19 protein-coding genes and 1 tRNA gene are annotated in these 23,609 nt (G+C 63.1%); 13 read left to right on the top strand and 7 right to left on the bottom strand.

The features are described from left to right. Nucleotides 1–6 precede the first annotated feature (6 nt). The 9 genes from ABNU97_RS00790 to ABNU97_RS00750 all read left to right on the top strand — a co-directional run bounded on the left by ABNU97_RS00790 (nucleotide 7) and on the right by ABNU97_RS00750 (nucleotide 7,359). The gene (locus ABNU97_RS00790) at nucleotides 7–597 is read left to right on the top strand and encodes an SRPBCC family protein (RefSeq protein WP_348764841.1); all 591 of its coding nucleotides are present in this window, start codon (nucleotides 7–9) and stop codon (nucleotides 595–597) included. Further along, nucleotides 569–1,648 carry an A/G-specific adenine glycosylase gene (gene mutY, locus ABNU97_RS00785; RefSeq protein WP_348764840.1) on the top strand — a complete coding sequence of 360 codons (1,080 nt, stop codon included), beginning with the start codon at nucleotides 569–571 and terminating at the stop codon, nucleotides 1,646–1,648. Before ABNU97_RS00790 ends, mutY begins: the two co-directional genes overlap by 29 nt. After that, nucleotides 1,645–1,917, top strand: coding sequence for an oxidative damage protection protein (locus ABNU97_RS00780; RefSeq protein WP_293623743.1), 273 nt, complete (start codon nucleotides 1,645–1,647; stop codon nucleotides 1,915–1,917). Before mutY ends, ABNU97_RS00780 begins: the two co-directional genes overlap by 4 nt. An 80-nt stretch (nucleotides 1,918–1,997) precedes the next feature. Beyond that, a tRNA-Phe gene (locus tag ABNU97_RS00775) sits at nucleotides 1,998–2,073 on the top strand. 128 nt (nucleotides 2,074–2,201) lie between these two features. After that, the gene (locus tag ABNU97_RS00770; protein WP_348764839.1) at nucleotides 2,202–2,798 is read left to right on the top strand and encodes a GNAT family N-acetyltransferase; all 597 of its coding nucleotides are present in this window, start codon (nucleotides 2,202–2,204) and stop codon (nucleotides 2,796–2,798) included. A 105-nt stretch (nucleotides 2,799–2,903) separates the two neighbouring features. After that, nucleotides 2,904–4,118, top strand: coding sequence for a glycine betaine/L-proline ABC transporter ATP-binding protein ProV (proV, locus tag ABNU97_RS00765; protein WP_348764838.1), 1,215 nt, complete (start codon nucleotides 2,904–2,906; stop codon nucleotides 4,116–4,118). Beyond that, entirely contained in the window at nucleotides 4,118–5,062 is a 945-nt protein-coding gene (locus ABNU97_RS00760) for a proline/glycine betaine ABC transporter permease (RefSeq protein WP_348764873.1), read from the top strand. The genes proV and ABNU97_RS00760 overlap by 1 nt, the downstream gene beginning before the upstream one ends. A gap of 62 nt (nucleotides 5,063–5,124) precedes the next feature. Continuing rightward, nucleotides 5,125–6,006, top strand: coding sequence for a glycine betaine ABC transporter substrate-binding protein (locus ABNU97_RS00755; protein ID WP_348764837.1), 882 nt, complete (start codon nucleotides 5,125–5,127; stop codon nucleotides 6,004–6,006). A gap of 168 nt (nucleotides 6,007–6,174) precedes the next feature. Next, nucleotides 6,175–7,359, top strand: coding sequence for an MFS transporter (locus ABNU97_RS00750; RefSeq protein WP_348764836.1), 1,185 nt, complete (start codon nucleotides 6,175–6,177; stop codon nucleotides 7,357–7,359). Nucleotides 7,360–7,400: 41 nt separating this feature from the next. Here ABNU97_RS00750 and ABNU97_RS00745 read toward each other — a convergent pair whose 3' ends face one another. The 3 genes from ABNU97_RS00745 to ABNU97_RS00735 form a co-directional block, all read right to left on the bottom strand. Further along, nucleotides 7,401–9,179: an ABC transporter ATP-binding protein/permease gene (locus ABNU97_RS00745; protein ID WP_348764835.1), complete on the bottom strand. Its 1,779-nt coding sequence runs from the start codon at nucleotides 9,177–9,179 to the stop codon at nucleotides 7,401–7,403. 70 nt (nucleotides 9,180–9,249) lie between these two features. Further along, on the bottom strand, nucleotides 9,250–9,801 hold the full coding sequence (locus ABNU97_RS00740; protein ID WP_348764834.1) for a lipocalin family protein: 552 nt from the start codon (nucleotides 9,799–9,801) through the stop codon (nucleotides 9,250–9,252). A gap of 74 nt (nucleotides 9,802–9,875) precedes the next feature. Further along, on the bottom strand, nucleotides 9,876–12,311 hold the full coding sequence (locus ABNU97_RS00735) for an EAL domain-containing protein (protein ID WP_348764833.1): 2,436 nt from the start codon (nucleotides 12,309–12,311) through the stop codon (nucleotides 9,876–9,878). Between the two features lie 378 nt (nucleotides 12,312–12,689). Between ABNU97_RS00735 and ABNU97_RS00730 the strand changes: the two genes are divergently transcribed. From ABNU97_RS00730 to ABNU97_RS00715, 4 genes are all read left to right on the top strand, one after another. Beyond that, the gene (locus tag ABNU97_RS00730; RefSeq protein ID WP_348764872.1) at nucleotides 12,690–13,937 is read left to right on the top strand and encodes a HAMP domain-containing sensor histidine kinase; all 1,248 of its coding nucleotides are present in this window, start codon (nucleotides 12,690–12,692) and stop codon (nucleotides 13,935–13,937) included. Further along, a complete protein-coding gene (locus ABNU97_RS00725; protein WP_348764832.1) occupies nucleotides 13,930–14,952 on the top strand; it encodes a response regulator in 1,023 nt (340 codons plus the stop codon). The genes ABNU97_RS00730 and ABNU97_RS00725 overlap by 8 nt, the downstream gene beginning before the upstream one ends. A gap of 311 nt (nucleotides 14,953–15,263) precedes the next feature. Continuing rightward, entirely contained in the window at nucleotides 15,264–16,529 is a 1,266-nt protein-coding gene (cqsA, locus tag ABNU97_RS00720; RefSeq protein WP_348764831.1) for an alpha-hydroxyketone-type quorum-sensing autoinducer synthase, read from the top strand. Between the two features lie 260 nt (nucleotides 16,530–16,789). Further along, complete coding sequence (locus ABNU97_RS00715) at nucleotides 16,790–16,996, top strand: hypothetical protein (RefSeq protein WP_348764830.1); 207 nt, start codon at nucleotides 16,790–16,792, stop codon at nucleotides 16,994–16,996. Between the two features lie 271 nt (nucleotides 16,997–17,267). Here ABNU97_RS00715 and ABNU97_RS00710 read toward each other — a convergent pair whose 3' ends face one another. The 4 genes from ABNU97_RS00710 to ABNU97_RS00695 all read right to left on the bottom strand — a co-directional run bounded on the left by ABNU97_RS00710 (nucleotide 17,268) and on the right by ABNU97_RS00695 (nucleotide 23,333). Next, the gene (locus tag ABNU97_RS00710) at nucleotides 17,268–18,725 is read right to left on the bottom strand and encodes a sodium:alanine symporter family protein (RefSeq protein ID WP_348764829.1); all 1,458 of its coding nucleotides are present in this window, start codon (nucleotides 18,723–18,725) and stop codon (nucleotides 17,268–17,270) included. Nucleotides 18,726–19,050: 325 nt separating this feature from the next. Continuing rightward, a complete protein-coding gene (locus ABNU97_RS00705; protein WP_348764828.1) occupies nucleotides 19,051–20,097 on the bottom strand; it encodes a putative solute-binding protein in 1,047 nt (348 codons plus the stop codon). An 81-nt stretch (nucleotides 20,098–20,178) separates the two neighbouring features. After that, entirely contained in the window at nucleotides 20,179–22,314 is a 2,136-nt protein-coding gene (locus ABNU97_RS00700; protein WP_348764827.1) for a TRAP transporter large permease subunit, read from the bottom strand. Beyond that, on the bottom strand, nucleotides 22,314–23,333 hold the full coding sequence (locus ABNU97_RS00695; RefSeq protein WP_348764826.1) for a hypothetical protein: 1,020 nt from the start codon (nucleotides 23,331–23,333) through the stop codon (nucleotides 22,314–22,316). The genes ABNU97_RS00700 and ABNU97_RS00695 overlap by 1 nt, the downstream gene beginning before the upstream one ends. Between the last annotated feature and the right edge of the window lie 276 nt (nucleotides 23,334–23,609).

The following is a 23,609-nucleotide window of genomic DNA, read 5'->3' as shown; positions in this document are numbered from 1 at the left end:
CGGGCCATGACGGGCAGCCGGGTGCGCGTAGCGGCCTGCGCGGCCGCGCTGGCGCTCGCGCTCGTCGTCGCGGCCGGCCCGGCCGCCGCGGCGGTGATCGAAACCATGCAGGTCGAACGCGAGCACGACCGCTATACCATCGCGGCGTCCATGCGCCTGGCGGTTTCGCAGCGCCAGGCCTTTCGAGCGGCCAGCGATTACGAGCGCTTGCCGGAGTTCAACCCGAGCGTGATCGCCAGTCAGCGGCTGCCGGGCGAGCGCCTGCGTTCGACCATCCGGCTATGCGTGGCGCTGTTTTGCAAGCGTATCGAACAGGTCATGCATTACCAGCAGACGCCGCCGGATTCGATCGCCATGCAGGTCGTGCCGGGCGCGGGCGATATCAAGGCGGGCTTTGCCGACTGGACGTTCAGCGCCGAGGATGCGAACACCACGCGCATGGTGTTTGCCGCCGAAATCCAGCCCGACTTCTGGGTGCCGCCCCTGATCGGCCCTTATCTCATCGCGCGCGAACTGCGCCGCCAGGCGCGGGTGACCGCCGAATCCATCGAACGGCTGGCCAGCGACTATGACGACGACACCGACTCCGGCGATTGAACGCGCCCCGGCTGCGATAGCCGACGCCCTGCTGGCCTGGTTCGATGTCCACGGCCGCCACGACCTGCCCTGGCAGCATCCACGCAGCGCCTATCGGGTATGGGTGGCCGAGGTCATGCTCCAGCAGACCCAGGTGGCCACCGTCATCGATTACTTCAATGCCTTCATGGCACGTTTTCCCGATGTTCAAACGCTGGCAGCCGCGCCCAGCGACGACGTCATGGCGCACTGGGCCGGCCTGGGCTACTACGCACGCGCGCGCAACCTCCACGCTGCGGCCCAGGCCGTGGTCGCCGAGCACGGCGGCGAGTTCCCTCGCGATGTCGAATCGCTGATGGCGCTGCCCGGGATCGGTCGTTCCACCGCCGGTGCGATCGCGGCCCAGGCCTTTGGGGTATGGGCGCCGATTCTCGACGGCAACGCCAAGCGCGTGATCGCCCGCCTGGCCGCGCTCACGGCCACGCCCGGCACCGCCGCCTACGAAAAGCCGCTCTGGCAGCTGGCCGAGCGCTATACGCCGAAACAGCGTGTAACCGACTACACCCAGGCGATCATGGATCTGGGCGCGACGCTTTGTACCCGTAGTGCGCCCGACTGCCCCCGCTGTCCCTTGTCGGAGGGTTGCGCGGCCTATGCGCAGGGCGACCAGGCGCGTATCCCCGCACCGCGCAAGCGCAAGAAGCGCCCGCAGCGCGAAACTCGGGTTCTGGTGGTCACCGATACGGCCGATCGCCTGCTGCTGGAAAAACGCCCGCCCGCCGGCATATGGGGCGGCCTATGGAGCCTGCCGGAGGTGGCAGTGGATGCCGATATCGCCGACGTATGCGCGACGCGTTTCGGATTGGCGGTGGAAAACGCGCAGGAACTTGCGCCCATCCATCACGGCTTCACCCATTTCGAGCTGTTGATTCATGCCACGTATGTGCAGGCCGGGCGTGGGGCACGTATCATGGATGGCTCGCTGCAATGGTTCGAGCCCAACACGCGTCCCGGCGTGCCGGCGCCCATTGCCAAGCTTCTGGACAGTCCGCAACACACGCTAGCGCTATGAGCCACACCGTACACTGCGTCAAACTCGATCAAGAGGCCGAAGGCCTGCCGCGGCCGCCGCTACCCGGCGAGCTTGGCAAACGCATCCACGAGAATGTGTCGATGCAGGCCTGGCAGCAATGGATGACCGAACAGACGCGCCTGATCAACGAGTACGGCCTGCACCTGGCCGACCCGAAAGCGCGCGAGTTCCTGATGGAACAAACCGAGGAATATTTCTTCGGCAGCGGCCAGACCGCCGAAACGCACTACGTGCCGCCCGAACAGTAGCCCACCGATACGTCGCCGAGGTTGACGTTGGGCGCGGGGATCGGTTTAATACGCGCTCTCCAAGATCGCTTGCACGATCTGGCCGGATAGCTCAGTTGGTAGAGCATGCGACTGAAAATCGCAGTGTCGGTGGTTCGATTCCACCTCCGGCCACCATCTCTTTTTCCCCGTGGACTGACCGCATATCGCGCTGAAGCAGCGCTGATGCAAACGGCTGTTCGCGTGCATCTGCGCCCGCGCAAGTCTTACACTTACGTAAGACCCGTTCGGCAGGCTCGCAGGCCATGGCACAACTGACCACCAAGCGCTGCAGCGCCGGTGAAATCCAGGCGCATGTGGATGAGCTCGCGGCATTGCGTATCCGCGTGTTTCGCGATTTCCCCTATCTCTACGACGGCGATCTCGACTACGAGCGCGAGTATCTGGCGACCTACGTGAACTCGCCGCGCTCACTCGCTTTCCTGGTGCACGACGGCGATCGGCTCGTCGGCGCGACCACCGCGCTGCCCCTGGCAGACGAGGAGGCCGCGTTCAAAGCGCCGCTCGCCGAGGCCGGCTTCGACGTTGATCGAGTGTTCTATTTCGGCGAATCGCTGCTGTTGGGCGACTATCGCGGCCACGGTCTCGGGCATCGCTTTTTCGACGAGCGCGAGGCCTGGGCACGACAGGCGGGCGATTTTTCGCATGCCTGTTTCTGCGCGGTCGAGCGTCCCCAAGACCACCCTCTGCGACCGCCCGGCTACGAGCCGCTGGATGCGTTCTGGCAGCGTCGCGGTTTTGCGCGTCGCGACGATATCGGCGCGATTTATCGCTGGCAGGATATCGACCAGGGCCGGGAAACAGACAAGCGCCTGGTCTTCTGGATACGCGCGCTCGACTGAATTCCGAGCGGCTGTTGGGGCGTTGAACGTCGCGGGCAGGGGCCGCACTGGCGTGGAAATTGCGTTAGGGTAGTGCGAGTTCCTGGGGGAAACGTCGGGGGGCGTTTGAGCACTAAATTATCGGTAGAGCACGTCTACAAGGTTTTCGGCGCGCACCCGAAACGCGCGCTGGAGCGCATCGAAAAAGGGCAGACGAAGGACGAAATATTTGCCGCCACCGGCATGACGGTGGGCGTGTCCGACGCCTGTTTCGAGGTTGAGGAAGGCGAGATATTCGTGGTCATGGGCCTGTCCGGCTCGGGCAAGTCCACGCTGGTTCGCATGCTCAACCGCCTGATCGAGCCGACCGCAGGTTCGATTCGTATCGACGGCCAGGACATCACCCGCATGACACGCAAGCAGCTGATCGCGCTGCGCCGTCGTGAGATCAGCATGGTGTTTCAGTCGTTTGCGCTCATGCCGCATCAAAACGTTCTCGAAAACACCGCGTTTGGCCTGGCCGTCGCGGGTGTCGCGCGTGAACAGCGCGAGCAGAAAGCGCTGGCGGCACTGGATGCGGTCGGTCTCAAGGCCAACGCCCATAGTTATCCCGACGAGCTCTCCGGCGGCATGAAACAGCGCGTGGGTCTGGCCCGGGCGCTAGCGGTCGATCCCGGTATTCTGCTCATGGACGAGGCGTTTTCGGCGCTTGACCCGCTTATTCGCACCGAGATGCAGGATGAGCTGCTGCGGCTTCAATCCGAGCAGGCCCGGACGGTGGTGTTCATCACCCACGATCTGGACGAAGCCATGCGGGTGGGCGATCGCATCGCCATCATGCAGGGCGGTACGGTCGTACAGGTCGGCACGCCCGAGGAGATCGTGCGCGAGCCGGCCAACGAATACGTACGCTCGTTTTTCCGCGGCGTGGATGTCAGCCACGTCTTCACCGCTGCCGACGTGGCCCGGCGCGATCAGGTCACGGTCATGGAGCGGCCCGGGGTGAGTCTGCGCGCCGCGCTGGAACGCCTGCGCGGTCACGATGGCTCCGCGGCCGTGGTGCACGATCGCGGCGGTCGTTATCAGGGCGTGGTGAGTATCGATTCGCTCATCGCCTGTATCGACGGTCTGGGGCGACGCGACGACGGGCATATCGAGGATGCCTTCATCAACGAGATCGAGCCGGTTTCTGTCGATACGCCGCTGACCGAGCTCATGACCCAGGTGGCACACAGCCCGTACCCGGTGCCGGTCGTGGACGAGGGCGGGCGCTACAAGGGCACGATTTCACGGGCGACGCTGCTGCATACGCTCGATCGTACGGACAAGGGGGCGGCATGATCAGTCTTTACGCCGGTATCGGCGCGTTCTGGCAGGCGCTCAAGGACGCTTTCGTGGTCGATCTGCCCATCGGCGAGGGCTTTACCGCGGTCGTCGATTTCATGCAGACGCATTTCGACCTCTTCTTTACTGCCATCGCCGATGCGATCAGCTTCGTCGCCGACAACCTCACCGCCTTTTTCAACTATCTGCCGCCGCAGCTGGTGTTCGGCGTGCTCGCCGTACTCGCGCTCTGGCGGGTGGGCTGGCAGTTCGCACTGTTCGTGCTGCTGGGGCTCTATGTGGTCATGGGCATGGATCTGTGGCCGGAGTCCATGGATACGCTCGGGCTGGTGATCGCCGCCACCCTGGCCGCGCTCGGCGTGGGGCTGCCGCTGGGCGTGGCCATGGCCAAGAGCGATCTGCTGGCGGCGTTTGTACGCCCCGTGCTGGATTTCATGCAGACGCTGCCGGCGTTCGTGTATCTGATTCCGGCGGTGATCTTTTTCGGCACCGGCCGCGTGCCGGGCACGATCGCGACGGTGATTTTTTCCATGCCGCCGGCGGTGCGCATGATGAACCTGGGCATTCGCCAGGTACCGGCCGAGAACGTCGAGGCCGGGCGCGCCTTTGGCTGCAATCCTCTACAGCTGCTGTTCAAGGTGGAGCTGCCGCTGGCGCTGCCCTCGATCATGGCTGGCATCAATCAGACCATCATGCTGGCCCTGTCGATGGTGGTAATCGCCTCGATGATTGGCGCCGGTGGCCTGGGCGACCCGGTGCTTGCGGGCATTCAGCAGCTGCGTCTGGGCACCGGCTTCGAAGGCGGGCTCGGGGTGGTGATTCTGGCCATCATCCTCGACCGTCTCACCCAGAGCTTTGCCCAGCGCAGCCGCCAGCGCACCGCGATCAGTACACGGTTGAAAGGGTTTTTCGGGCGCCGACAGGACGCGCCCGGCAACTGATATAGCGCACCGCCAGCCGGGCGTTATCGGGGCATCAGATCATTCGAAGGGAGACCGAGAGCATGCATAAGCATTCATTCAAGCATTGGCTGGGTACGGCCGCGATGGCCGCCGGCCTGACGTTCGGCGCGTTCGGCTCGGCCCAGGCCGCCGACGACACGATCGAGTTCGGCTGGACGGCCTGGGCCGATGCCGAGTTCATCACCAAGCTGGCCAAACAGGTCATCGAGGAACACACCGACTACAACGTCAAGCTCACGCTGTCGGCGATCGGTGTGCAGTATCAGGGCGTGGCCAACGGCGATCTGGACGCCATGCTCATGGCCTGGCTGCCGGACACCCACGGTGAGTACATGGAACGCGTCAAGGACGACGTGGACAACCTGGGCACGATGTACGACGGTGCCCGTCTGGGCTGGGTCGTGCCGAGCTATGTGCCGGAAGACCAGGTTGCCTCGATCGAAGACCTGAAAAAGCCGGAGGTGCAGGACAAGCTCGACGGCAAGATCCAGGGCATCGATCCGGGCGCGGGGCTGATGCAGCTGTCGGACAAGGCGATGGATGCCTATGAACTCGGCGACTATCGCCTCGTGTCGGCCAGCGGTGCTGCCATGACCGCCGCGCTCGCGCGAGCCGAAAAGCGCGACGAATGGATCGTGGTGACCGGCTGGACGCCGCACTGGATGTTCGGACGCTGGGACCTGCGTTTTCTCGACGACCCGAAAGGCACGCTGGGCGAAGCGCAGCACGTCGACGTGATCGCGCGCAAGGGTTTCAAGAAAGACTATCCGGAAGTCGCGACCTTCCTGAGCAACTACAAGCTGGATCTGGAAGATCTCCAGGCCGCGATGTACCAGGCCCAGGAAACCAGTTACGAAGAAGCCATCCAGAGCTATATCGATGAGCATGGCGACCAGATCGATGGCTGGTTCGAAGAAAGCTGATCGCGTTTGCGTATAATGCGCTCGCCAAGGCCCGGCCCAGCCGGGCCTTTTTTGTGGCCGCTCTCGGTGGCCGACGATGTCGCTGCATAATGAAGGCTGTTAGCCTTTGGGCCCGTTCAGTCGCTTGTACGTTGGAACCGACGTGCTGGCCGTTTGCAGGATTATCGAATGACCGAGTCGAATCGATCCACCGCGCTGTTCTTCGGCGCGGCGCTTACGTTCGTCGTCACCATGATGGGTACGACGCTGCCCACGCCGCTCTATCCGATCTATCAGGCAGAGCTGGGTTTTTCGCAGCTGATCATCACGGTGATCTTTGCCGCCTATGCGGTCGGCGTGATCGGGGCGCTGATCGTGACCGGTAGCTGGTCGGACCAGCTCGGCCGTCGGCCCATGCTGGCCCTGGGGCTGATGTTTTCGGCCGCCAGCGCCTGTGCGTTTCTGTGGGGCGGCGGCCTGGCGCCGCTGTTGCTCGGGCGCGTGCTATCGGGTATTTCGGCGGGCATATTCACCGGCACTGCCACCGTGGCCGTCGTCGAGCTGGCCCCAGCAGCCTGGGCCGGCAGCGCGACCCTGATCGCCACCGCCGCCAACATGGGCGGCCTGGGGCTCGGGCCGCTGTTCGCGGGCGTGCTGTCGCAGTACCTGCCGGCGCCGCTCACGCTGTGCTTCGTGGCCGACCTCGTGCTGATTGCGTTGGCGGGCGTGGCCGTCGCACTGGTGCCCGAAACCGCCGAACGGCCGGCGCGGCCACGTCTGCGGATTCAGTCCCTGCAGGTGCCGGCCGCGGTACGCGGCGTGTTCATTCCGGCGGCCATCGCCGGTTTTGCGGGGTTTTCGGTGCTCGGTCTGTTCACGGCCATTGCGCCCGCCTTCATGGGCAAGATCCTGAACTACGACAACCATGCGCTGACCGGCGCGGTGGTATTCCTTTTATTCGTGGCCTCGACCCTGGGCCAGGTCGGTCAGTCGCGCCTGCCCGAGCGCTGGCGCCTGCCGCTCGGCTGTATCGGCTTGATCGTGGGTATTGCCCTGGTGGCACTGGCCATCCTGCAATCGTCGCTGGCGTTTCTGGTTGCCGGCGCGATCGTGGCCGGCATTGGCCAGGGTGTGGCGTTCCGGGCCGGGATGGGGGCGGTGACCGCCGCGAGCCCGGCCGCGCGTCGCGGCGAAGTGGCCTCCACCTTCTTCGTGGTGCTCTATGTCGCCATCTCGATTCCGGTGGTGGGCATCGGTGTGGCCGCGCAAACGCTGGGTCTACGCACCGCCGGCATCGGCTTTTCGATGGCGGTGGCGGTGCTTGCAGCGCTGGCGCTGATCAGCCTGCTCCTGCGGCGTCGGGCATCGGACTGAGCGCCCGGCAAGCCCAGGTGCGATAGGCAGGTTGATAGGCGCTAGCCGGATTCGCGCTGCTGTAGCCGCCACATGGCCGCATAGTGGCCGTTCGCGGCCAGCAGTTCGGCATGCCGACCGCGTTCGATGATACGGCCGTCGTCCATGACCACGATCTCGTCGGCGTCGACCACGGTGGACAGTCGATGGGCAATCACGAGCGTCGTGTGATTGGCTGCCAGCTCGGCCAGCGCGGCGGTGATCGCCTGTTCGGCATGGCTGTCGAGCGATGAGGTGGCTTCGTCGAAGATCAGGATCGCCGGGTTCTTGAGAATGGCCCGTGCGATGGCGATCCGCTGTTTCTCGCCGCCGGAGAGCTTGAGCCCGCGTTCGCCCACGAGCGTGTCCATGCCGTCGGGCAGGCGTGCGATCAGCCCGTCCAAGTGGGCCATGCGGGCGGCGCGGGCCACGGCTTCGGGGGTGGCGCCGGGCTGGCCGTAGGCGATGTTGTATTCGATGGTGTCGTTGAACAGCACGGTGTCCTGCGGTACCACACCGATGGTGTCGCGCAGGCTGGCCAGGCTGAGCCGGCGGATATCGTGACCGTCGACGGTGATACGCCCGGCATCGACGTCGTAAAAGCGAAACAGCAGGCGCGCGAGCGTAGACTTGCCGGCCCCCGACTGGCCGACCACGGCCAGCTTGCTGCCGGGCGCGATGGCGAAGTCGATCCCGCGCAGGATCTGGCGCTCGGGCTGATAGCCGAAGGCGACGCTTTCGAAGCGCACCTCGGGGCGGGTGGCCGCCAGCGGCCGCGCGTCGGGGTCGTCGGCGACCGTGGCTTCGACATCGAGCAGACGGAACATGCGGGCCGTGTCGGCCAGCGATTTCTTGAGCTCGCGATACACGAAGCCGAGAAAGTTCAGCGGCACGAACAGCTGGATCATGTAGGCATTGATCATTACCAGATCGCCGATCGTCATGTCGCCGGAGACCACCCGCGTGCCGGCCAGCATCATCATGGCGGTGATGGCGATGGCGATCACGGTGGCCTGGATGGTGTTGAGCGTACCCAGCGACAGGCGCGAGCGCCGCAGCGCGGCTTCCCACTCGCGCAGCTCGCTATCGTAGCGGTCGGCCTCGTAGCGTTCGTTGCCGAAGTACTTGACGGTTTCGTAGTTGAGCAGGCTATCCACGGCGCGTGTATTGGCGCGGGCGTCGAGCCGGTTGGATTCGCGCACGTGGCGGGTACGCCATTCGGTGAGCAGGGTGGTCGCCGCGATGTAGACGACCACGCTCACCAGCACGATCACCGCGAACCAGGCGCTGTAGTAGAACAGCAGAATACCGGCGACCAGGGCGATTTCCAGCAGTGTGGGAATGATGTTGAACAGCATGAAACGCAGCAGGAAGCTGATGCCGCCAATGCCGCGTTCGATATCCCGCGACAAGCCGCCTGTACGCCGCGACAGGTGGAAGTCCATGTCCAGCGCGTGCAGGTGTTCGAATACGGTGAGTGCGATACGCCGCATCGCGCGTTCGGTGACCCGGCCGAACACCAGGTCACGCAGCTGGCCGAACAAGACCGACGCCAGCCGCAGGGCGCCGTAGGCCAGCAGCAATACCACCGGCAGGGCCACGCGCGCGCTTTCGTTGGCGTCGAGCGCGTCGACGATATGCTTGAGTACGATCGGCAGCAGCACCGTCGCGCCCTTGGCGCCGATCAGCAATGCCAGCGCCAGTCCCACGCGCAGGCGATGCTCCCACAGATAGGGCCAGAGCCGGGACAGGCGGTGCCACTCGTCCCGCGGCGCCTCGCTTTGCGTCGAGTCGTCGTTCAAATCAATCCAGGTCGGGCCGTGCCGGCCTCAGGTGGCCGGCACGGTATCGCAGGTGGTGTGCAGGGCTTGTCTAGCCGTCGTCGCGCGCATCGAGCGGCTGTTGCGGTACCTTGCGCAGCTTGGCGGTGTCGTAGCCGTAGTCGGCGACCTTCTTGACGAGCGAATCGTAGGTGGCCTCGTCGATCTGCGGCGTACGCGCCATGATCCAGACATAGTCGCGCTTGTCGCGGGCCACGATCGTGGTCTGATAGTCGTCGTCGACATAGGAGATGACGTACTGCATGCGCAGCACCCAGTAGAAACGCATCGCCCATACGGCGTTGTTCGTTCCCTCGAGCACGCTGCCCACCGGATGCATGGTCTGCTGTTCGCCGTCGAAGCCGCCTTCGCGATAGGTGAAGGTGGTTTTGATCGTGCCGGGCTCGGTCTGTTCGTAGCGCTCGATCGAGTTGTAGGCGTTTTCGGTCGCGCTCGGCGGAATATGGGCGATGACATACCACTTGCCCATATAGCGGTCGATATCGACGTTGTCTTCCACCGGGAAATCGGCCGGTGGCATGAGGCTGCAGGCTGCCAGCCACAGCGGGGCGAGCAGAACAGCGATTTTCTGAACAGCTGTCATCGAGGTCTTTCGTTATCGGGATTTATTCCGATACTACGCGCTCCGCGCGCGCTGTGGATTCCGCGACGGCGCAATCAGCGTGCTCGGACCACCCGCTCGCGCGTGCCAAGCGCCGCTGAGAGCATCTCGAAGGGGATCGGGCGGGCCACGTGATAGCCCTGCGCATAGTCCACGCCGATGGCGCGCAGCGCATCGAGCATGGCACGGCTTTCCACGTGTTCGGCCACGGTCAGCAGGCCCATGGCCTGGCCGACCTGGTTGATGGCCTCCACGATCGATCGCTCGACCGGATCGGTAAGGATATTGGACACCAGCTTGCCGTCGATCTTGATGAAATCCGATGGCAGATTCTTGAGGTAGGAAAACGAGCTCAGGCCACTGCCAAAATCGTCGAGCGAGAACCGACACCCCAGCGCGCGCAGCGAGTGGATAAGCTCGCCGGCGCGGTGGGTGTTGCTGACTGCCGCGGTTTCGGTGATTTCGAATACCAAACGGCGCGGATCGACGCTGGAGGCTTCGATCAGCCCGCGGGCGTAGTCCACGAAATGTTCGTCGGTGATCGACTGGCCGGAGATGTTGATGCTGTAGTGCTCGATGGCCGCGTGTTCGTCGCCTGCTTTGGTGATCAGGCGGATCGCGCGCCGCAGCACCCAGCGGTCGATACGCGGCGCGGCGTTGTAGCGTTCGGCGGTAATCAAGAAATTCTGCGGCGAGAGAATCGAGCCGTCCGTGTCGCGCACGCGCAGCAGCAGCTCCACGCCGCAACGCTGGTGCTCGCGCCGGTCGATCGGCTGTATGAACTGGGCGAACAGCTCGAAGCCGTCGCTGTCCAGCGCCTCGCTGATCTGCTGCATGCGCTGCATGTCGCCGTGGCGAGTGAGCGTTTCGTCGCTGTCGCCGCGGTAGACATAGACTTGATTGCGGCCTTTCTCCTTGGCCATGTAACAGGCGGTATCGGCGCGCCGCAGCAGTTCGGTGGCATCGACCGCCTCGCGGTCGATAGAGGCCACGCCGACGCTCGCGCCCAGCCGGAAAAGTTTGTCGTCCCAGCGAAAACGAAAGCGATCGATTGCGGTGCGCAGATCCTCGGCTTTCGACTGGGCATCGGTGATCGACATGTTGCGCATGATCAGGGCGAACTCGTCGCCGCCCAGCCGCGCCAGGGTATCGTTGCCGCGAATACAACCGCCGAGCCGCGCGGCGATCTGGCGCAGCATTTCATCGCCGGCGTTATGGCCGCAGGTATCGTTGACCAGCTTGAACTGGTCGAGATCGATATAGCACAGGGCATGGCTGTGCTTGTCGTCCACCTCTGCCAGCGCCTGATCGAGTAGTTGTTCGAAAGCGCGCCGGTTGGGCAGATCGGTCACCAGGTCGTGGTTGGCCTGGTAGGTCATTTCGCGCGAAATCTGCTGCAGGCGGGTGATGTCGTGCAGCACGATCACGGCGCCGCTGACCCGCTGGGCGCTATCGCGGATCGGCGAGATCGTGACCTTCACGGTATGACCGGTCTTTTGCGGTGCGCGATCGTAAAGCGTGAGGTCTTCGTCGTGTTCCTGCAGCGTGCCCTGGGTGAGGCAGCGATTCACGAGGCCGCTGACGGCCACATCCCGTGCCGTGTCGACGAAATCGCAGAGTTTGTCGAAATGCCGCCCGATGGCGTCCTGAATATTCACGCCGAGCATCTGCTCGGCGCGGGGGTTGAGGTAGTCCACCGCGCCGCTCGCATCGGTGGTGATCACCGCGTCACCGATCGAGGCGAGGGTGACCTGGGCACGCTCCTTCTCATCGTTGAGCGCCTGTTGCGTCTCGATCAGGCGGGTTCCGTCGCGGCAAATACCTTCGCTGCCGATGGCGTTGCCCTCGGCGTCGTCGATACGGCGCGACGAGATCAGCAGCCACGCGATATCGCCGTTGCGCCGGTACACCCGCGTGGGGTGGCGATGCAGCTGTGCACTGGTAAGCAGCAGCCGCTCATCGTGCGGGTTGGCCAGCACATCGGACAGCGGGCGGCCTTCGAGTTCGCCCGGGCGGTAGCCGAGCATGTCGGTCACCGTATCGGTGATCCAGCTGATATGGCCGTCCTGATCGGTGTGATAAAGCACATCGGTGACGTTGCGCAGCAGGCGCTGTACACGCTGGTGACGCGCGAGCAGCTTGTCGTGATAGCGCTGCACGCGATCGACGAGGTTTTCTACCGCGTCGACCAGCCGGGCGTTGGCACCGCGAATGATCGGTGGTCGGCGCGCGGCCGCGCGACCGACGATATCCGACTGGTCCAGCCAGCTGATCAGCGGCGCCATGGCCTTTTCGTCGTCGACGCGGATTTCGCGTAGCGCATACCAGCACAACACCAGCGCGGCGGTGATCGAGAACAGGGTCAGGACAAGCACCGCCGTGGCCGTGATCGTGTCGGCGCGATAACTCAGCCCCAGCACGACGAACTGGCTTGCGAGCACGACGCCGAGCGCGAGCGCCACGGCGACCAGGCGGCGGGGCAGGCGACTCATGGTCGAGGGGTCGTGTACCGCTTCAAGACGCGGTCAATGGCGACGCATGCGCAGCGATGGGAAAGCATGATTTTTTCCAAGGCCTCAAGGGCGATTGCAGACTCGAATGATAGCGCGAACGGTATGACAAGCCGCTGAAAAGACATGAAACCCGAAGCTCGATACTACGAATTCTGCCGGGCAAAGTATAGGATGAGGCGATGCTCGCCGACTTATATCAACCAACACCCGCACTGCGGGCCCGGCATCCGGGTCGCTAACGTGGTTTTGTTGCGCCCAATCACATTGCTTTTCAGGCAAATCGCGTATCTGTGTCGACGGCTGCGGGTGCGCCTGCTCGCCTCACTCAGTCAGAGTGCGACCTATTCGTTGCCCAATATGCGAATGTTCGCGATCGTGGCGGTCGCGGGGCATCCTCTTTTTTATCTGTACTGGACCGAATTCCAGCCCCAGGTCTTCGAAAGCATATGGCTGCGTGTGTTCAGCGTCGTGGTCGCGCTGCCGATGCTTTTCGAGCGCCAGCTGTTTCGCGCCGGCGAATGGCGGCGCGGCATTACCGTCTACTGGTTCCTTATCCTGGTCTATCAGCTGCCTTTCTTTTTCGTATTCATGTCGCTGATGAACCAGTTCGTCACCGTCTGGGCCCTCTCGACGATGGCGGCATCGCTGTTTCTTGTGCTGCTGGTGTTCGACTGGCTGATGATCATGCTGATGGCGCTGATCGGTACGGTGGCGGCCTGCCTGGTTTACCTCGCGATCGGCGGTGACATGAGCGAACAGTCCGAAACGCTGCGCCAACTGGTACCGACCTATCTTTTCGCGCTGCTCGGCGGCAGTGTATTCAACTACAAGACCGAGCTGGTCGCGCGCGAGAAGTTCGCGGCCATTACATCGGCGGTGGGAACGATGGCGCACGAATTGCGGACGCCGCTGCTGGGTATTCGAAGCGGTGCCCGCGGGTTGCAGAACTATCTGCCGGCGATATTCGAGGGGTTCGAAATGGCGCGGGCCCAGGGGCTACCGGTCAAGCGTATTCGTACCGCGCATTATCGGGAGATGCATGCGGTGCTTGATCGCATCAATACGGAAGCGGAGTACACCAACATCATTCTGGACATGTTGCTGGTGAACTCGAGCCGTACCACCATCGATCAAAGCACCTTCGAAGTCACGTCGATTGGCGGCTGTGTGCAAACCGCGCTGGAGCGCTACCCGTTTCATTCGGCGCGCGAGCGCGAACGGGTGCACTGGGAACCGGAGTCGGACTTCCGCTTTCGTGGCTCGCCGCTTTTGATGGTGCACGTGCTGTTCAATCTGTTGAAGAACGCGCTGTATTTCCTGGCCCGCGTGGACGATGGCCATATCCGGATATGGATCGAGCAGGGCCCGGGCGATGCCCATCGCCTGTATTTTCGAGACACGGGGCCCGGAATTGCGCCGGACGTGTTGCCGCGCATTTTCGAGCGGTTCTATTCCGGTATGCCGCACGGCCAGGGTACGGGCATTGGTTTGGCGTTCGCGCGTATGGTGATGGAGAGTTTCGGCGGCGATATCCGCTGTCGTTCCGTGGTCGGACGTTATACCGAATTCGTAATGTTGTTCCCTGCGGTAGGTCGTGATGAATAGAACCCGTTTAGCGCCGTATTTTCATCCCACCCAGATCGTGCTCGTCGATGACGATATCGATTTTCTCGGCAACCTGAGCCTGCAGCTGGAGGCGGATCTGCCGTATCTGTTGTTCGACTCCACCGAAAAGGCCCTGGGGTATATCAACGATCGCGACGACGAGAGCCCGTCGCGCCAGCGCTTCTTTCGCCTCGAGGAGGACCGTGACGGGCGCCGCCGGGTCACGCTCGATAACGAAGCGTTGGCGCGGGAGATGCATTTCACCAACCGCTTTTCACGTATCTCGATCGCGATGATCGACTACGCCATGCCGCGCATGAATGGCCTGGAATTCTGTAGCCGGATTCGCGATCCCCATATCAAGAAGATTCTGTTCACCGGGGTGGCCACGGAGGCGGAGGCCGTCGAAGGCTTTAACGACGGCGTGATCGATCGCTATATCCGCAAGAGCGATCACAACGTGTACGAGCACCTCAACCGCACGATCCGCGAACTCCAGCACACCCATATACTGGAGACGTTCAAGACCGCGATCGACGTGTTCGACGTCGACGTACCGCCGCTGCTCGGCGACGACACGATAAGGCAGTTGCTGGCCACGCTGCGCTCGCGCTACGAGTTCGTGGAATACTACATGGTGTTCAACCCCACCGGCTTCGTACTCATCGACGGCGATGGAGGGCTTTATCGGCTGGTGATCGTCGACGAAGCCGAGCACCGGGCGATGGTGGAGCGCGCCGTCGCCCTGGATGCGCCCGATGAGTGCATCCGATTATTGCGCGCCGGCGACAACCTGCTCGATCCGGCCTTCATGAATCGCGCGCGCAGCGCGCCATCGGATGCCTATCGTCACTGGAAATCGCATATGCGGGTGGCAGAGCGTGTCGAAGGCGCGCGCACCTATCGCTGGGCGGTGTTCGAATCCGACCCGCGCGAACATGGCATAACCCGACCCACAGCGACCTTCAATCGCTATCTCGAATGGCTGGACACGGTGGGTTATTCGCTGATGTGAGACCCGCGCGGCGGGCGGCGGCTAGTCTCTACTCGAACGGCGCAAACGACTGATACGCCTTACATGCGGCGGATGCTGAAAAGTTCGCGCGGCAGCAGAAAGTGCGCGCTGTCGCATGCTTTTTAATCATGTATTCCATGGCGGCTCGGCCATGTATTGATAAACATAAAATTGCACGCGACTAACGACGTGTAGTTTGGTATGGCACATCTATTTAATATAAATAGAGTTAAATAGAAAATTGCCGGACTGGCCAGGCGTCAGTCGAATGAGGCAATAAACCGTCATATCAATATCAATACGAGGTTGTCATGAACGAATTCCCAGTCTCCCGCCACTCTTCGCTGTGCCCGACGTCTGTCGCCGAACCGGCGTTTCTGCAGCGCCATGTCGACCATTATTTTCGTGAGCGCGTCGAAAAGACCTGGCAGGGCGGGCATATCATGCATGGCCGTCAGCCCGATGCGAACGCCATCCTCATGGTGACCAACGATTATCTGGATCTGGCCAACCATCCGGAGGTGATCCAGGCCCAGATCGATTGCCTGCGCGGATCGGACAATACCGTCGTCATGTCCGGGGTGTACCTGCATGGGGACAGCCCGCAGCTGCATCTGGAGCGGCGCATGGCACGCTGGATGCGCATGGAGTCGAGTCTGCTCTGTCAGTCCGGCTATGCGGCCAACGTCGGCTTGATCCAGGCGATTGGCGCCCCGGGCACGCCGGTCTATGTCGACATGTTTGCACATGCCTCGCTTTGGGAAGGCGTACGCAGCGCAGGCCTGGAATGGAAGCCATTCCGGCACAACGATGCGTCCCATCTGGAGACGATGATCAGCCGTAACGGCCCCGGCATCGTCGTGGTCGACTCGATCTACAGCACCACCGGCAGCATCGCGCCCCTGAAGGAGATCGTCGAAGTGGCCAACCGCCACGGCTGTGTGATCATCGTTGACGAATCTCACTCTCTGGGTACGCATGGCGAGCAGGGCCGCGGTCTCGTGGCCGGTCTCGGCCTGGAGTCCGAGGTGCATTTCGTCACCGCCAGTCTGGCCAAGGCCTTTGCCGGGCGCGCTGGCGTGATTGCCTGCAGCGAGCGGCTGCGTCAGTTCATCAAGTACAACTCGTTCCCGGCGATTTTCAGCTCCTCGCTGCTGCCCCACGATATTGCCGCACTCTCGCGGACGCTCGATCTGATCAAGCGCGCCGACAACGAGCGCAATCGCCTGCACGCCAACGCGGCCTACCTGCGTCGGCACCTCGACGCGCTTGGCTATAACGTCGATAGCGGCGAAGCGCAGATGATCGCGCTCGAAGCCGGCCGCGAGGAGCAGACGATCATCCTGCGCGATGCGCTGGAATCACGGGGCGTATTCGGCTCGGTATTCTGTGCGCCGGCAACCGCGACCAAGCGCTCGCTGATCCGGCTGTCGGTCAACTGCAACCATAGCTATAGCCAGCTTAATCGCGTGATCGAGGTTTGCCGGGAGATCCGCGACGAAGTGGATCTGGCCAACTGGCCTTCGACCCGTCGCAGCCGCAAGCGCGCGCCGATTACGCGTGCCAACGCGGCCTGAGTAAGGCGCGCCGGCGCGCGGCACCCGCTAGCCTGTAGCGGCGCGGGCCGGCGTGAACGAATTGTCGATATCGTGGGAGTGACCGACCCGGCATTGGGCCATGCTCATGCCGGGTCGGCATGGCCGGGGCGCGCAACGCCTGTACGGCGGCCGCGCGCCGTGCCCGGGGTGCCGGGTTGATTCCAGGGCGCAATCCGCTCGGTTTGAACTCGGGCTGAGCCCGGCTGATAAGGTCGACGTTTTCTCAACGGAGACGATCCATGACCGATTTCGCCGAACTCAGCGAAAAGACCGACACCAGCGTTGAAATACTGCGGGCGATCGCCGACCAGCAAGGCGACGATCCGGACAGGATTCGGGAAACGCTCGAGAATCCGGAAGATTTCGATTCACTGATTGCCAGCGCCCGCGAACGCGCATCGGACAAGAGCGTGAACCTGAGGTGGCAGGGCAAGGCTGTCCTCTAGGGCCTGCTAACCCTAGTGCCAATCGCCGTGTCGCTGCGCAAAATCCTGCTAGACGGCGTTTCAGCGCGCGCATGTACCTTCGCGACACAACGCACACTGCGCCCTGTCTTGCAAAAGAATAGAGTGCGGCGCGATTTCATTCGCGTTAACAGGCCCTAGCCCGCTTAAAGGCTACCCAGGAACCAGGGCCGACCGGCAGTTTGCCGGTCGGCCTTTTGTTTGGGCGAGTGTGGTCTTCTGCCGCGCTGTGCTACGGGCTACGCGGCTGAGGTCAGTCCCAGATGCCCGGTTCCACCTGATCGGGATTCTTGAGCACGGCACGGTGAAATACCGGCTCCTCTATGCCTTCGGCGCGCTGGCGCTCGTAGTCCTTGAGCACCCGTAGCGCGATGGGCAACAGTAGCAGGATCGCCACGAGGTTGGTGGTCGCCATCAGGCCCATGGCCAGATCGGCGAAATCCCAGATGAACGACAACGTGGCCATCGAGCCAATCATGACCATGGCCAGAATCAGCGGCCTGAGAATGGTGATCGCCTTCTTGTGGTGCTTGCCGGCGAGGTATTCCACGTTGATTTCGGTGTAGGCAAAGTTCGCCAGAATCGACGTATAGGCAAAGAACAGGATGGCGATGGCGATAAAACCGGAGCCGAAGCTGCCCAGATGATCCGACATGGCGTCCTGGGTGAGCTGAATGCCCTGCATCGAGGCGTCGGTCTGCGTGGTCAGCATCTGGTCATACACGCCCGATAGCAGGATCACCACCGCAGTACAGCTGCAGATGATCAGGGTATCGACGATCACGCCGAACGACTGCACCAGGCCCTGGGCGGCCGGGTGATTGACTTCGGCGGTAGCCGCAGCGTTCGGCGTCGAGCCCATACCCGCCTCGTTCGAGAACAGGCCGCGCTTGATGCCGTTTTCCATCGCGATCTTGATGGTATAACCCACCGCACCGCCGACGGCCGGCCCGAAGCCGAACGCGCTCTGGATGATCAGCCAGAACATGCCGGGCACCTGATCGTAGTTCGCGATCAGAATATAAACCGCGACCAGGAAATAGCCGATCGCCATGACCGGCACGATCTTCTCCGCGGTCTTGGCGATTGAGCGAAGCCCGCCGTAGACGACCACGCCGGCCATTACCACAAGGGCGAGGCCGGTTGCCCAGGTGGGGATCGCGAAGGCGCCCTCCATGCCCTTGGCAATGGTGTTGGCCTGGGCGCCCGAGAACGCAAAGCCGTAGGCGATGATGAGAAACACCGCGAAGATAATGCTCATCCAGCGCTGGCCGAGGGCTCTTTCGATGTAATAGGCCGGGCCGCCGCGATATACGCCGTCGGCATAGTGAATCTTGTAAACCTGCCCGAGCGTGCACTCGATAAAGGTGGTGGCCAGGCCCACCAGCGCGGTCATCCACATCCAGAAAACCGCGCCCGGACCGCCTACCCAGAGGGCCAGGGCCACGCCGGCCAGATTGCCGGTGCCCACACGCGCGGCCAGGGAAGTGGCCAGCGCCTGGAAGGAACTCACCCCCTGATCGCTGCTGCGGCTATCGAAGGTGATGCGCACCATGTGACCGAGCATGCGGAACTGCATGAAGCGGGTGGCGACGGTAAAGATCAGGCCGGCGCCGAATAGCAGGTAGAACAGAATATAGGTCCATATGAAGTTGCTGATCGGCGAGGTCACGGCCTCGACCGCGGCGCGCACTGTTTCAATGAATTCCATTATCGACTTCCCCTTCCCTGTGCGGATCGACCGGCACGCAGCGCTCGAGTGCGTGGCCGTGTCATGCGTTCATGGAGCAATAATTACGCCAGATACGGCCGCCGGCGGTACGCGGCCGTGGCTCAAAGACGCGCTGCAAGGCGCAGCGATCGAGCCTACGCCTGCCTCGCGACGAGGGCCAGACAGCGATTGGTCGCAGAGGCGTCTCCATGTATGGATGCCCGTGGCGCCTGGCGCGGCGGTCACGCGCCGGATATGGCCCCGTCGGATAAAAAAAACCCGTCGCAGGATGATCCATGCGACGGGTCGGTACAGCATCGGTCGATCAGTTGACCGCGCCGCCTTCACTCGCCTGGCTGCATTCGGCTAGCCCGGCATCGCTGGAGCAACGGATCTTTTTGAGCATATGCTGCATTTCGTGGTCGTACCAGTTCTGGTCCCACAGCTGCTCACGCGTATTGCGGAACATTTCGCGGTAGTTCGCGTCGCGATCGCCGGAGATATGCACCCAGTACTTGTCCGGGATTTCCTCGTCGGCGTTCTTCACCCGGCGCAGGGTCGAGTCGAACATGTTGTTGAACACCCACTCACGCGACTTCTGGCCGAAGTCGTCGTCGAACTTGTCTTCGTGGATGATCAGCTGGCCCGAGAGCATGCCGAGCACGAAGTCGGCGATGCCGCCCTGCTCGCCGAGGCCCTTATAGAGTTCGAGCGCGTTGTAGGCAAACGAGGGCGCATAGGCCAGATCCACGCTGCCGTTGTTGAACATCGGCCCGAACGAGGCGATGGAGGCGCCCACCGGCGACGCACCGGCGACGTTGGCCAGGGTCGAGGCCTGCTTGTCGTAGGACATCACCGCGATCTTCTTGCCGGCGACGGTGTCCAGGCTTTCCAGATACGACTTGTCGCGCGCGAACAAAAAGGCCTTGCCCAGCGGCACGACGCCGACCACTTCATTGCCGTCTTCGCTCATGCGATCGGCCGCCTTGGGGCTCGACATCACCTTGATAGCGGTCTTGACCTGGTCGTAGCTCTGAAGGCCGCCGGCCATGTCCAGGCTGCCCGCGAACTTCACGAAATGAATGGCGCGAATGCCGGTGATGCCCACCATGTCGCATTTGCCGGCCTTGAAGTCGTTCGAGGCGACGGCTTCATCGGTATAGGCGCGCGTGTTGAGCTTGATGCCCCATTCACGTGCCTGCACCACATAGTCCTGGAACGACTGGTAGATAAAGCCGTTCGCGCCGATCGGATCGTAGATACACAGGGAACGGGTTTCCTGGGCGCTTGCCGTTTGCAGCGCGCCGCCAAACAGGGCGGCGGCGCCAACCACGGCGGCACCCACATAAGAGGTCATTTTTCGGGACAGCATGGATCATATCCTCCGGGGTTGTTTTCTATTGCGACGGGCGGGTCGGCCCGATGGTTTAAAGCGCATCGCAGCGAGTGCGCATCAGAACAGCTCCATGAATACGAGCGGGGCGAAGGCGACGAGCAGCAGGGTGGTCGCCATGACCGTAATCGGCAGCAGCATGCCCTCATGCCGGCGCCAGAAGCTGGGGTCGTTGGCGACCTCGGCCTTGGCGGCCTGGATCTCGTCATCGCCCACCACCTGGCGCGTCAGCAACTGGTTGAGCGCCACCGGTGGGCTGAGATAGCCCAGCTCGAACGCCGCCAGTACCATCATCCAGAAATGGATGGGATTGATGCCATTGTCGTAGGCGACCGGTGCCAGCGTCGCACTCACCAGAATAATGGCGCCGTAGGGCTCCATGATCATGCCGATCGCGACCAGCATGATCACCAGCACGGCCGTGGCATACCACACGCTGGCGAACTGATCGGGGAACAGTTCCATCACGCCCGAGCGCTCCATCACGCCGCCGAACACGATCGACAGCACCATGAGCATGAGCAGTGCGCCAATGAGCACCGACGTTTCCGCGGTGGCCGCACGCAGGGCGTTCCAGAAGCCCGACGGCTTGTACGCCGGGCCGGCGGCCTGACCGCGGTCGGCCTTGTAGATCGCGGCCTGGTAAAGACGCTGGGCACGCCAACGGTCATAGCCGAGCAGCGCGAGCATGACCAGCGGCAGGATCACCGGCGCCGAAAACTCGTTGAACGACTGACCCAGCAGATGGGTATAGACGAAAACCACCGCGAAGCCGATCACCACATAGGGCAAAATCGGGCCCAGCGCGACCCGGGTGGCCGGAATGGCATCGTCCGGCGTGGCCAGATGCGGCCGGCTCTTGCGGGTGAGGTAAACGAAGCCGGTGAAGATCACCGCGGCGAGCGCGAACACATACAGGCCCCAGCCGAACAGCTGGTCGGTGGTCACCTGGCGATTGAGCGCGGCGATGATCACCACCATCAGACAGGGATTGAGCACCACGCCCATGCTGCCGGACATGGCAGTCGACGCCACCGCCAGCTGGCGATAGGTGCCGGCGATACGCAGCTCCTGATAGATGACGGCGCCGATCGCAAGCACGAAGATGCCCGAGGCGCCGGTATAGGCCGTCGGCCAGGCCGAGGCCAGTACCACGATGATCACGACGAACTCGGGGCGCATCTCCCAGGAGCGGAACACGCCGAACAGCAGTTCGGCGATGCGCGTGTGCTTGAGCATCATGCCCACCCACACGTACAGGCCGATCGCGGTATACAGGTCGGCGAAGCGCAGCATCTTGCCCAGCTGGATGGCTGGCCCGGAGAGATAGCCCTCGCTGAGAAAGAAATACAGGATGCTGACCAGCGCCAGCCAGCAGTACAGCGGCACGGTAAGTGGCGCGTAGAGCAGCGACCCCTTGTCGCTGGCATGGGATGGAACACGCAGGAACCGATAGCCCGCGGCGATGGCCAGCACGAGGAAGGTCACCAGCCACAGGGCATTGAGCGTGAGGTCACCGCCCGAGTCCAGGCGCAGCCAGGCAAATCCGCTGACCGCCATGGCAATGTTGGCGACCACCTGCGAGCCGGCGCTGACGCGATAGTCGAGCCGGGACCGGGGCACGCGCAGCGCGATCTGCTCGTTGAGGACGAGCGCGACGAAACCGCCGATCATGATCAGCAGGATCAGGATATAGCTTTGGAATTCCTGACCCAGCTGGTTGATCCGTCCCATACCCAGCTCGAGCGAGCGAAATGCGCGCAGCGACGAGGTCGATGTGACCTGCTGGTTGTATTCGTAGCGCTCGTAGCTGGCCACACACTGGCTGCGCTGGGCTTCGAGCGACTGACGCAACGCCGCCGGGTCGGACGGCCCGGCATCGAAGAGGCTGTCTTCATCGGGTTCCGCGGCGTTTGCCTGACTTTGCGCCACGCGCGCATCGATATCCATGTCCGGGTCGCAGGCCGGTTCGGCCATGTCGACGCGGAGCATGTTGTAGTCCCGCCAGATATCGCCGCCCAGGCTGAGCAGCTGGCCATGGATGAACGCGCTCGTGCCAAACAGGATTGCCAGCAGCAACAGCACCGCTACGGGTACTGTTATCAGCCAGTTACGGCCGGCGCTATAGGTTTTGGGCTGATCGTCGCCGTGCGGGTCGGCCGTGACCGATCCGCTGTCGTTGTTGTGGTTTGTCATCAGTTGAGGAAGCTGTCCGCGTCGAAGTCCGAATCCGATTCACCGCTGTCTTCGCCGGGGAAATCGCCGAGCGCGAGGAAGGGCGTACGCTGGCCGGTTTCCTTGGTCCAGATACGATCGGACAGATAAAGCGCCTGGGCGTAGGCGACCTCGCTGAAGATCAGATAGTCCTCGGGGGCTTCACCCGCGTTGTAGATTTTCGCGACCTGACGAATGCCTTCTTTCTCGCGGGCCTCGTCGGACTGCCCGAAGCCGGCGATCGCGTAGAGCATGGCCGCCATCGGCATGCCCTTGCTTTCGCCGTAGTCGGCGGCTTCCTTGAGCTGGGCCCAGGGGTCCTTGCCGTCCGGCGTGGTGCCGGGCACGCTCAGCCAGACGACCGCCTGCAGAGCGTTCGGTACGCCCCACCATTTTTCATTATCCATGCACTCGGTGGCCCGGCCGGCGCGGGCGGCCACATCCTGGGGCACACCCACGCTGCTCGAGGCCTGAATATCGCTCAGCACGGCCTGGACCGAGGTCAGCGTGCCGGCCATGTACTCGAATTCCTCGACGTCGTTGCCCAGCGAAGGACATTCGCCGGTGCCCAGCTCTCCGAAGGCATCCACGGTGTCGCGATAGACCGCATAGCGACGCAGCGCGGTACGCCGGAACAGGCGCTGGGAATTGATACGCGCATCGCGCGCCTCTTCGGTATTGCCCTCACGCAGGGCACGCGCAAAGCGCAGCTGCTCTTCCTGGGCCTGGGCCTCGGCGCACAGGCCGGCGAGCAGGCTGGTGTTAAGCAATACGTTGGAGGGACGGCCGATCACGCGGCTGAAGGATCCAAGCAGCTGGTGCTGCCCCATGCCGGTGCCGCAGGAGGCCAGGTCCAGGTCGCCGCTGGCGATGACATAGGGCACGACCTCGTCCTGCGAATAGTGCGCAAGCACGTGGCCGGTGGGCTTGTAGACAAGGCCGCAGCCACTCAGACCGACGACAAGGCCTGCCACCAGGGGCAGCGAGAGTCTCTTCAGCATGGCGTTTAAGCCTCCTACGTATTGTTGTAAGTCTTAACGTTCTCGCACCACGCGCGCTGCGGCTGGGGCCGTCTTCTTGTAAGTGCGGCTGGCATGTTCGCCAGCGTCGCGCGCCGTCGTGGGCTGGGCTCAATATCCGACATCGGCGACCGCAACGCCACGGGCAGTTCGGAAAATATATCTTTTACCTGAGCCGAAACCAAGTTTCAGCTAACGAAGCGCGCGGCGTTCCTGTTGCACGGGGGCGCCGACAGCAGCGGCGCCCGTGCGACAATC

Origin of the sequence: uncultured Salinisphaera sp. (assembly GCF_964012375.1) — a bacterium.
In the GTDB taxonomy this organism is placed as follows: Bacteria; Pseudomonadota; Gammaproteobacteria; order Nevskiales; family Salinisphaeraceae; genus Salinisphaera.
Note: the sequence above shows the minus strand (reverse complement) of the source record. Positions and strands in the feature narration are given on the sequence as shown.

What these genes read in the sequence shown, in the direction of transcription:
- ABNU97_RS00770 (WP_348764839.1), top strand. Translation starts at nt 2,202, where the DNA reads ATGGCACAACTGACCACCAAGCGCTGCAGCGCCGGTGAAATCCAGGCG.
- mutY (WP_348764840.1), top strand. Translation starts at nt 569, where the DNA reads ATGACGACGACACCGACTCCGGCGATTGAACGCGCCCCGGCTGCGATA.
- ABNU97_RS00735 (WP_348764833.1), bottom strand. Translation starts at nt 12,311, where the DNA reads ATGAGTCGCCTGCCCCGCCGCCTGGTCGCCGTGGCGCTCGCGCTCGGC.
- ABNU97_RS00695 (WP_348764826.1), bottom strand. Translation starts at nt 23,333, where the DNA reads ATGCTGAAGAGACTCTCGCTGCCCCTGGTGGCAGGCCTTGTCGTCGGT.
- ABNU97_RS00700 (WP_348764827.1), bottom strand. Translation starts at nt 22,314, where the DNA reads ATGACAAACCACAACAACGACAGCGGATCGGTCACGGCCGACCCGCAC.
- ABNU97_RS00790 (WP_348764841.1), top strand. Translation starts at nt 7, where the DNA reads ATGACGGGCAGCCGGGTGCGCGTAGCGGCCTGCGCGGCCGCGCTGGCG.
- ABNU97_RS00730 (WP_348764872.1), top strand. Translation starts at nt 12,690, where the DNA reads ATGCGAATGTTCGCGATCGTGGCGGTCGCGGGGCATCCTCTTTTTTAT.
- ABNU97_RS00740 (WP_348764834.1), bottom strand. Translation starts at nt 9,801, where the DNA reads ATGACAGCTGTTCAGAAAATCGCTGTTCTGCTCGCCCCGCTGTGGCTG.
- ABNU97_RS00725 (WP_348764832.1), top strand. Translation starts at nt 13,930, where the DNA reads ATGAATAGAACCCGTTTAGCGCCGTATTTTCATCCCACCCAGATCGTG.
- ABNU97_RS00715 (WP_348764830.1), top strand. Translation starts at nt 16,790, where the DNA reads ATGACCGATTTCGCCGAACTCAGCGAAAAGACCGACACCAGCGTTGAA.
- cqsA (WP_348764831.1), top strand. Translation starts at nt 15,264, where the DNA reads ATGAACGAATTCCCAGTCTCCCGCCACTCTTCGCTGTGCCCGACGTCT.
- ABNU97_RS00750 (WP_348764836.1), top strand. Translation starts at nt 6,175, where the DNA reads ATGACCGAGTCGAATCGATCCACCGCGCTGTTCTTCGGCGCGGCGCTT.
- ABNU97_RS00780 (WP_293623743.1), top strand. Translation starts at nt 1,645, where the DNA reads ATGAGCCACACCGTACACTGCGTCAAACTCGATCAAGAGGCCGAAGGC.
- ABNU97_RS00755 (WP_348764837.1), top strand. Translation starts at nt 5,125, where the DNA reads ATGCATAAGCATTCATTCAAGCATTGGCTGGGTACGGCCGCGATGGCC.
- ABNU97_RS00705 (WP_348764828.1), bottom strand. Translation starts at nt 20,097, where the DNA reads ATGCTGTCCCGAAAAATGACCTCTTATGTGGGTGCCGCCGTGGTTGGC.
- ABNU97_RS00710 (WP_348764829.1), bottom strand. Translation starts at nt 18,725, where the DNA reads ATGGAATTCATTGAAACAGTGCGCGCCGCGGTCGAGGCCGTGACCTCG.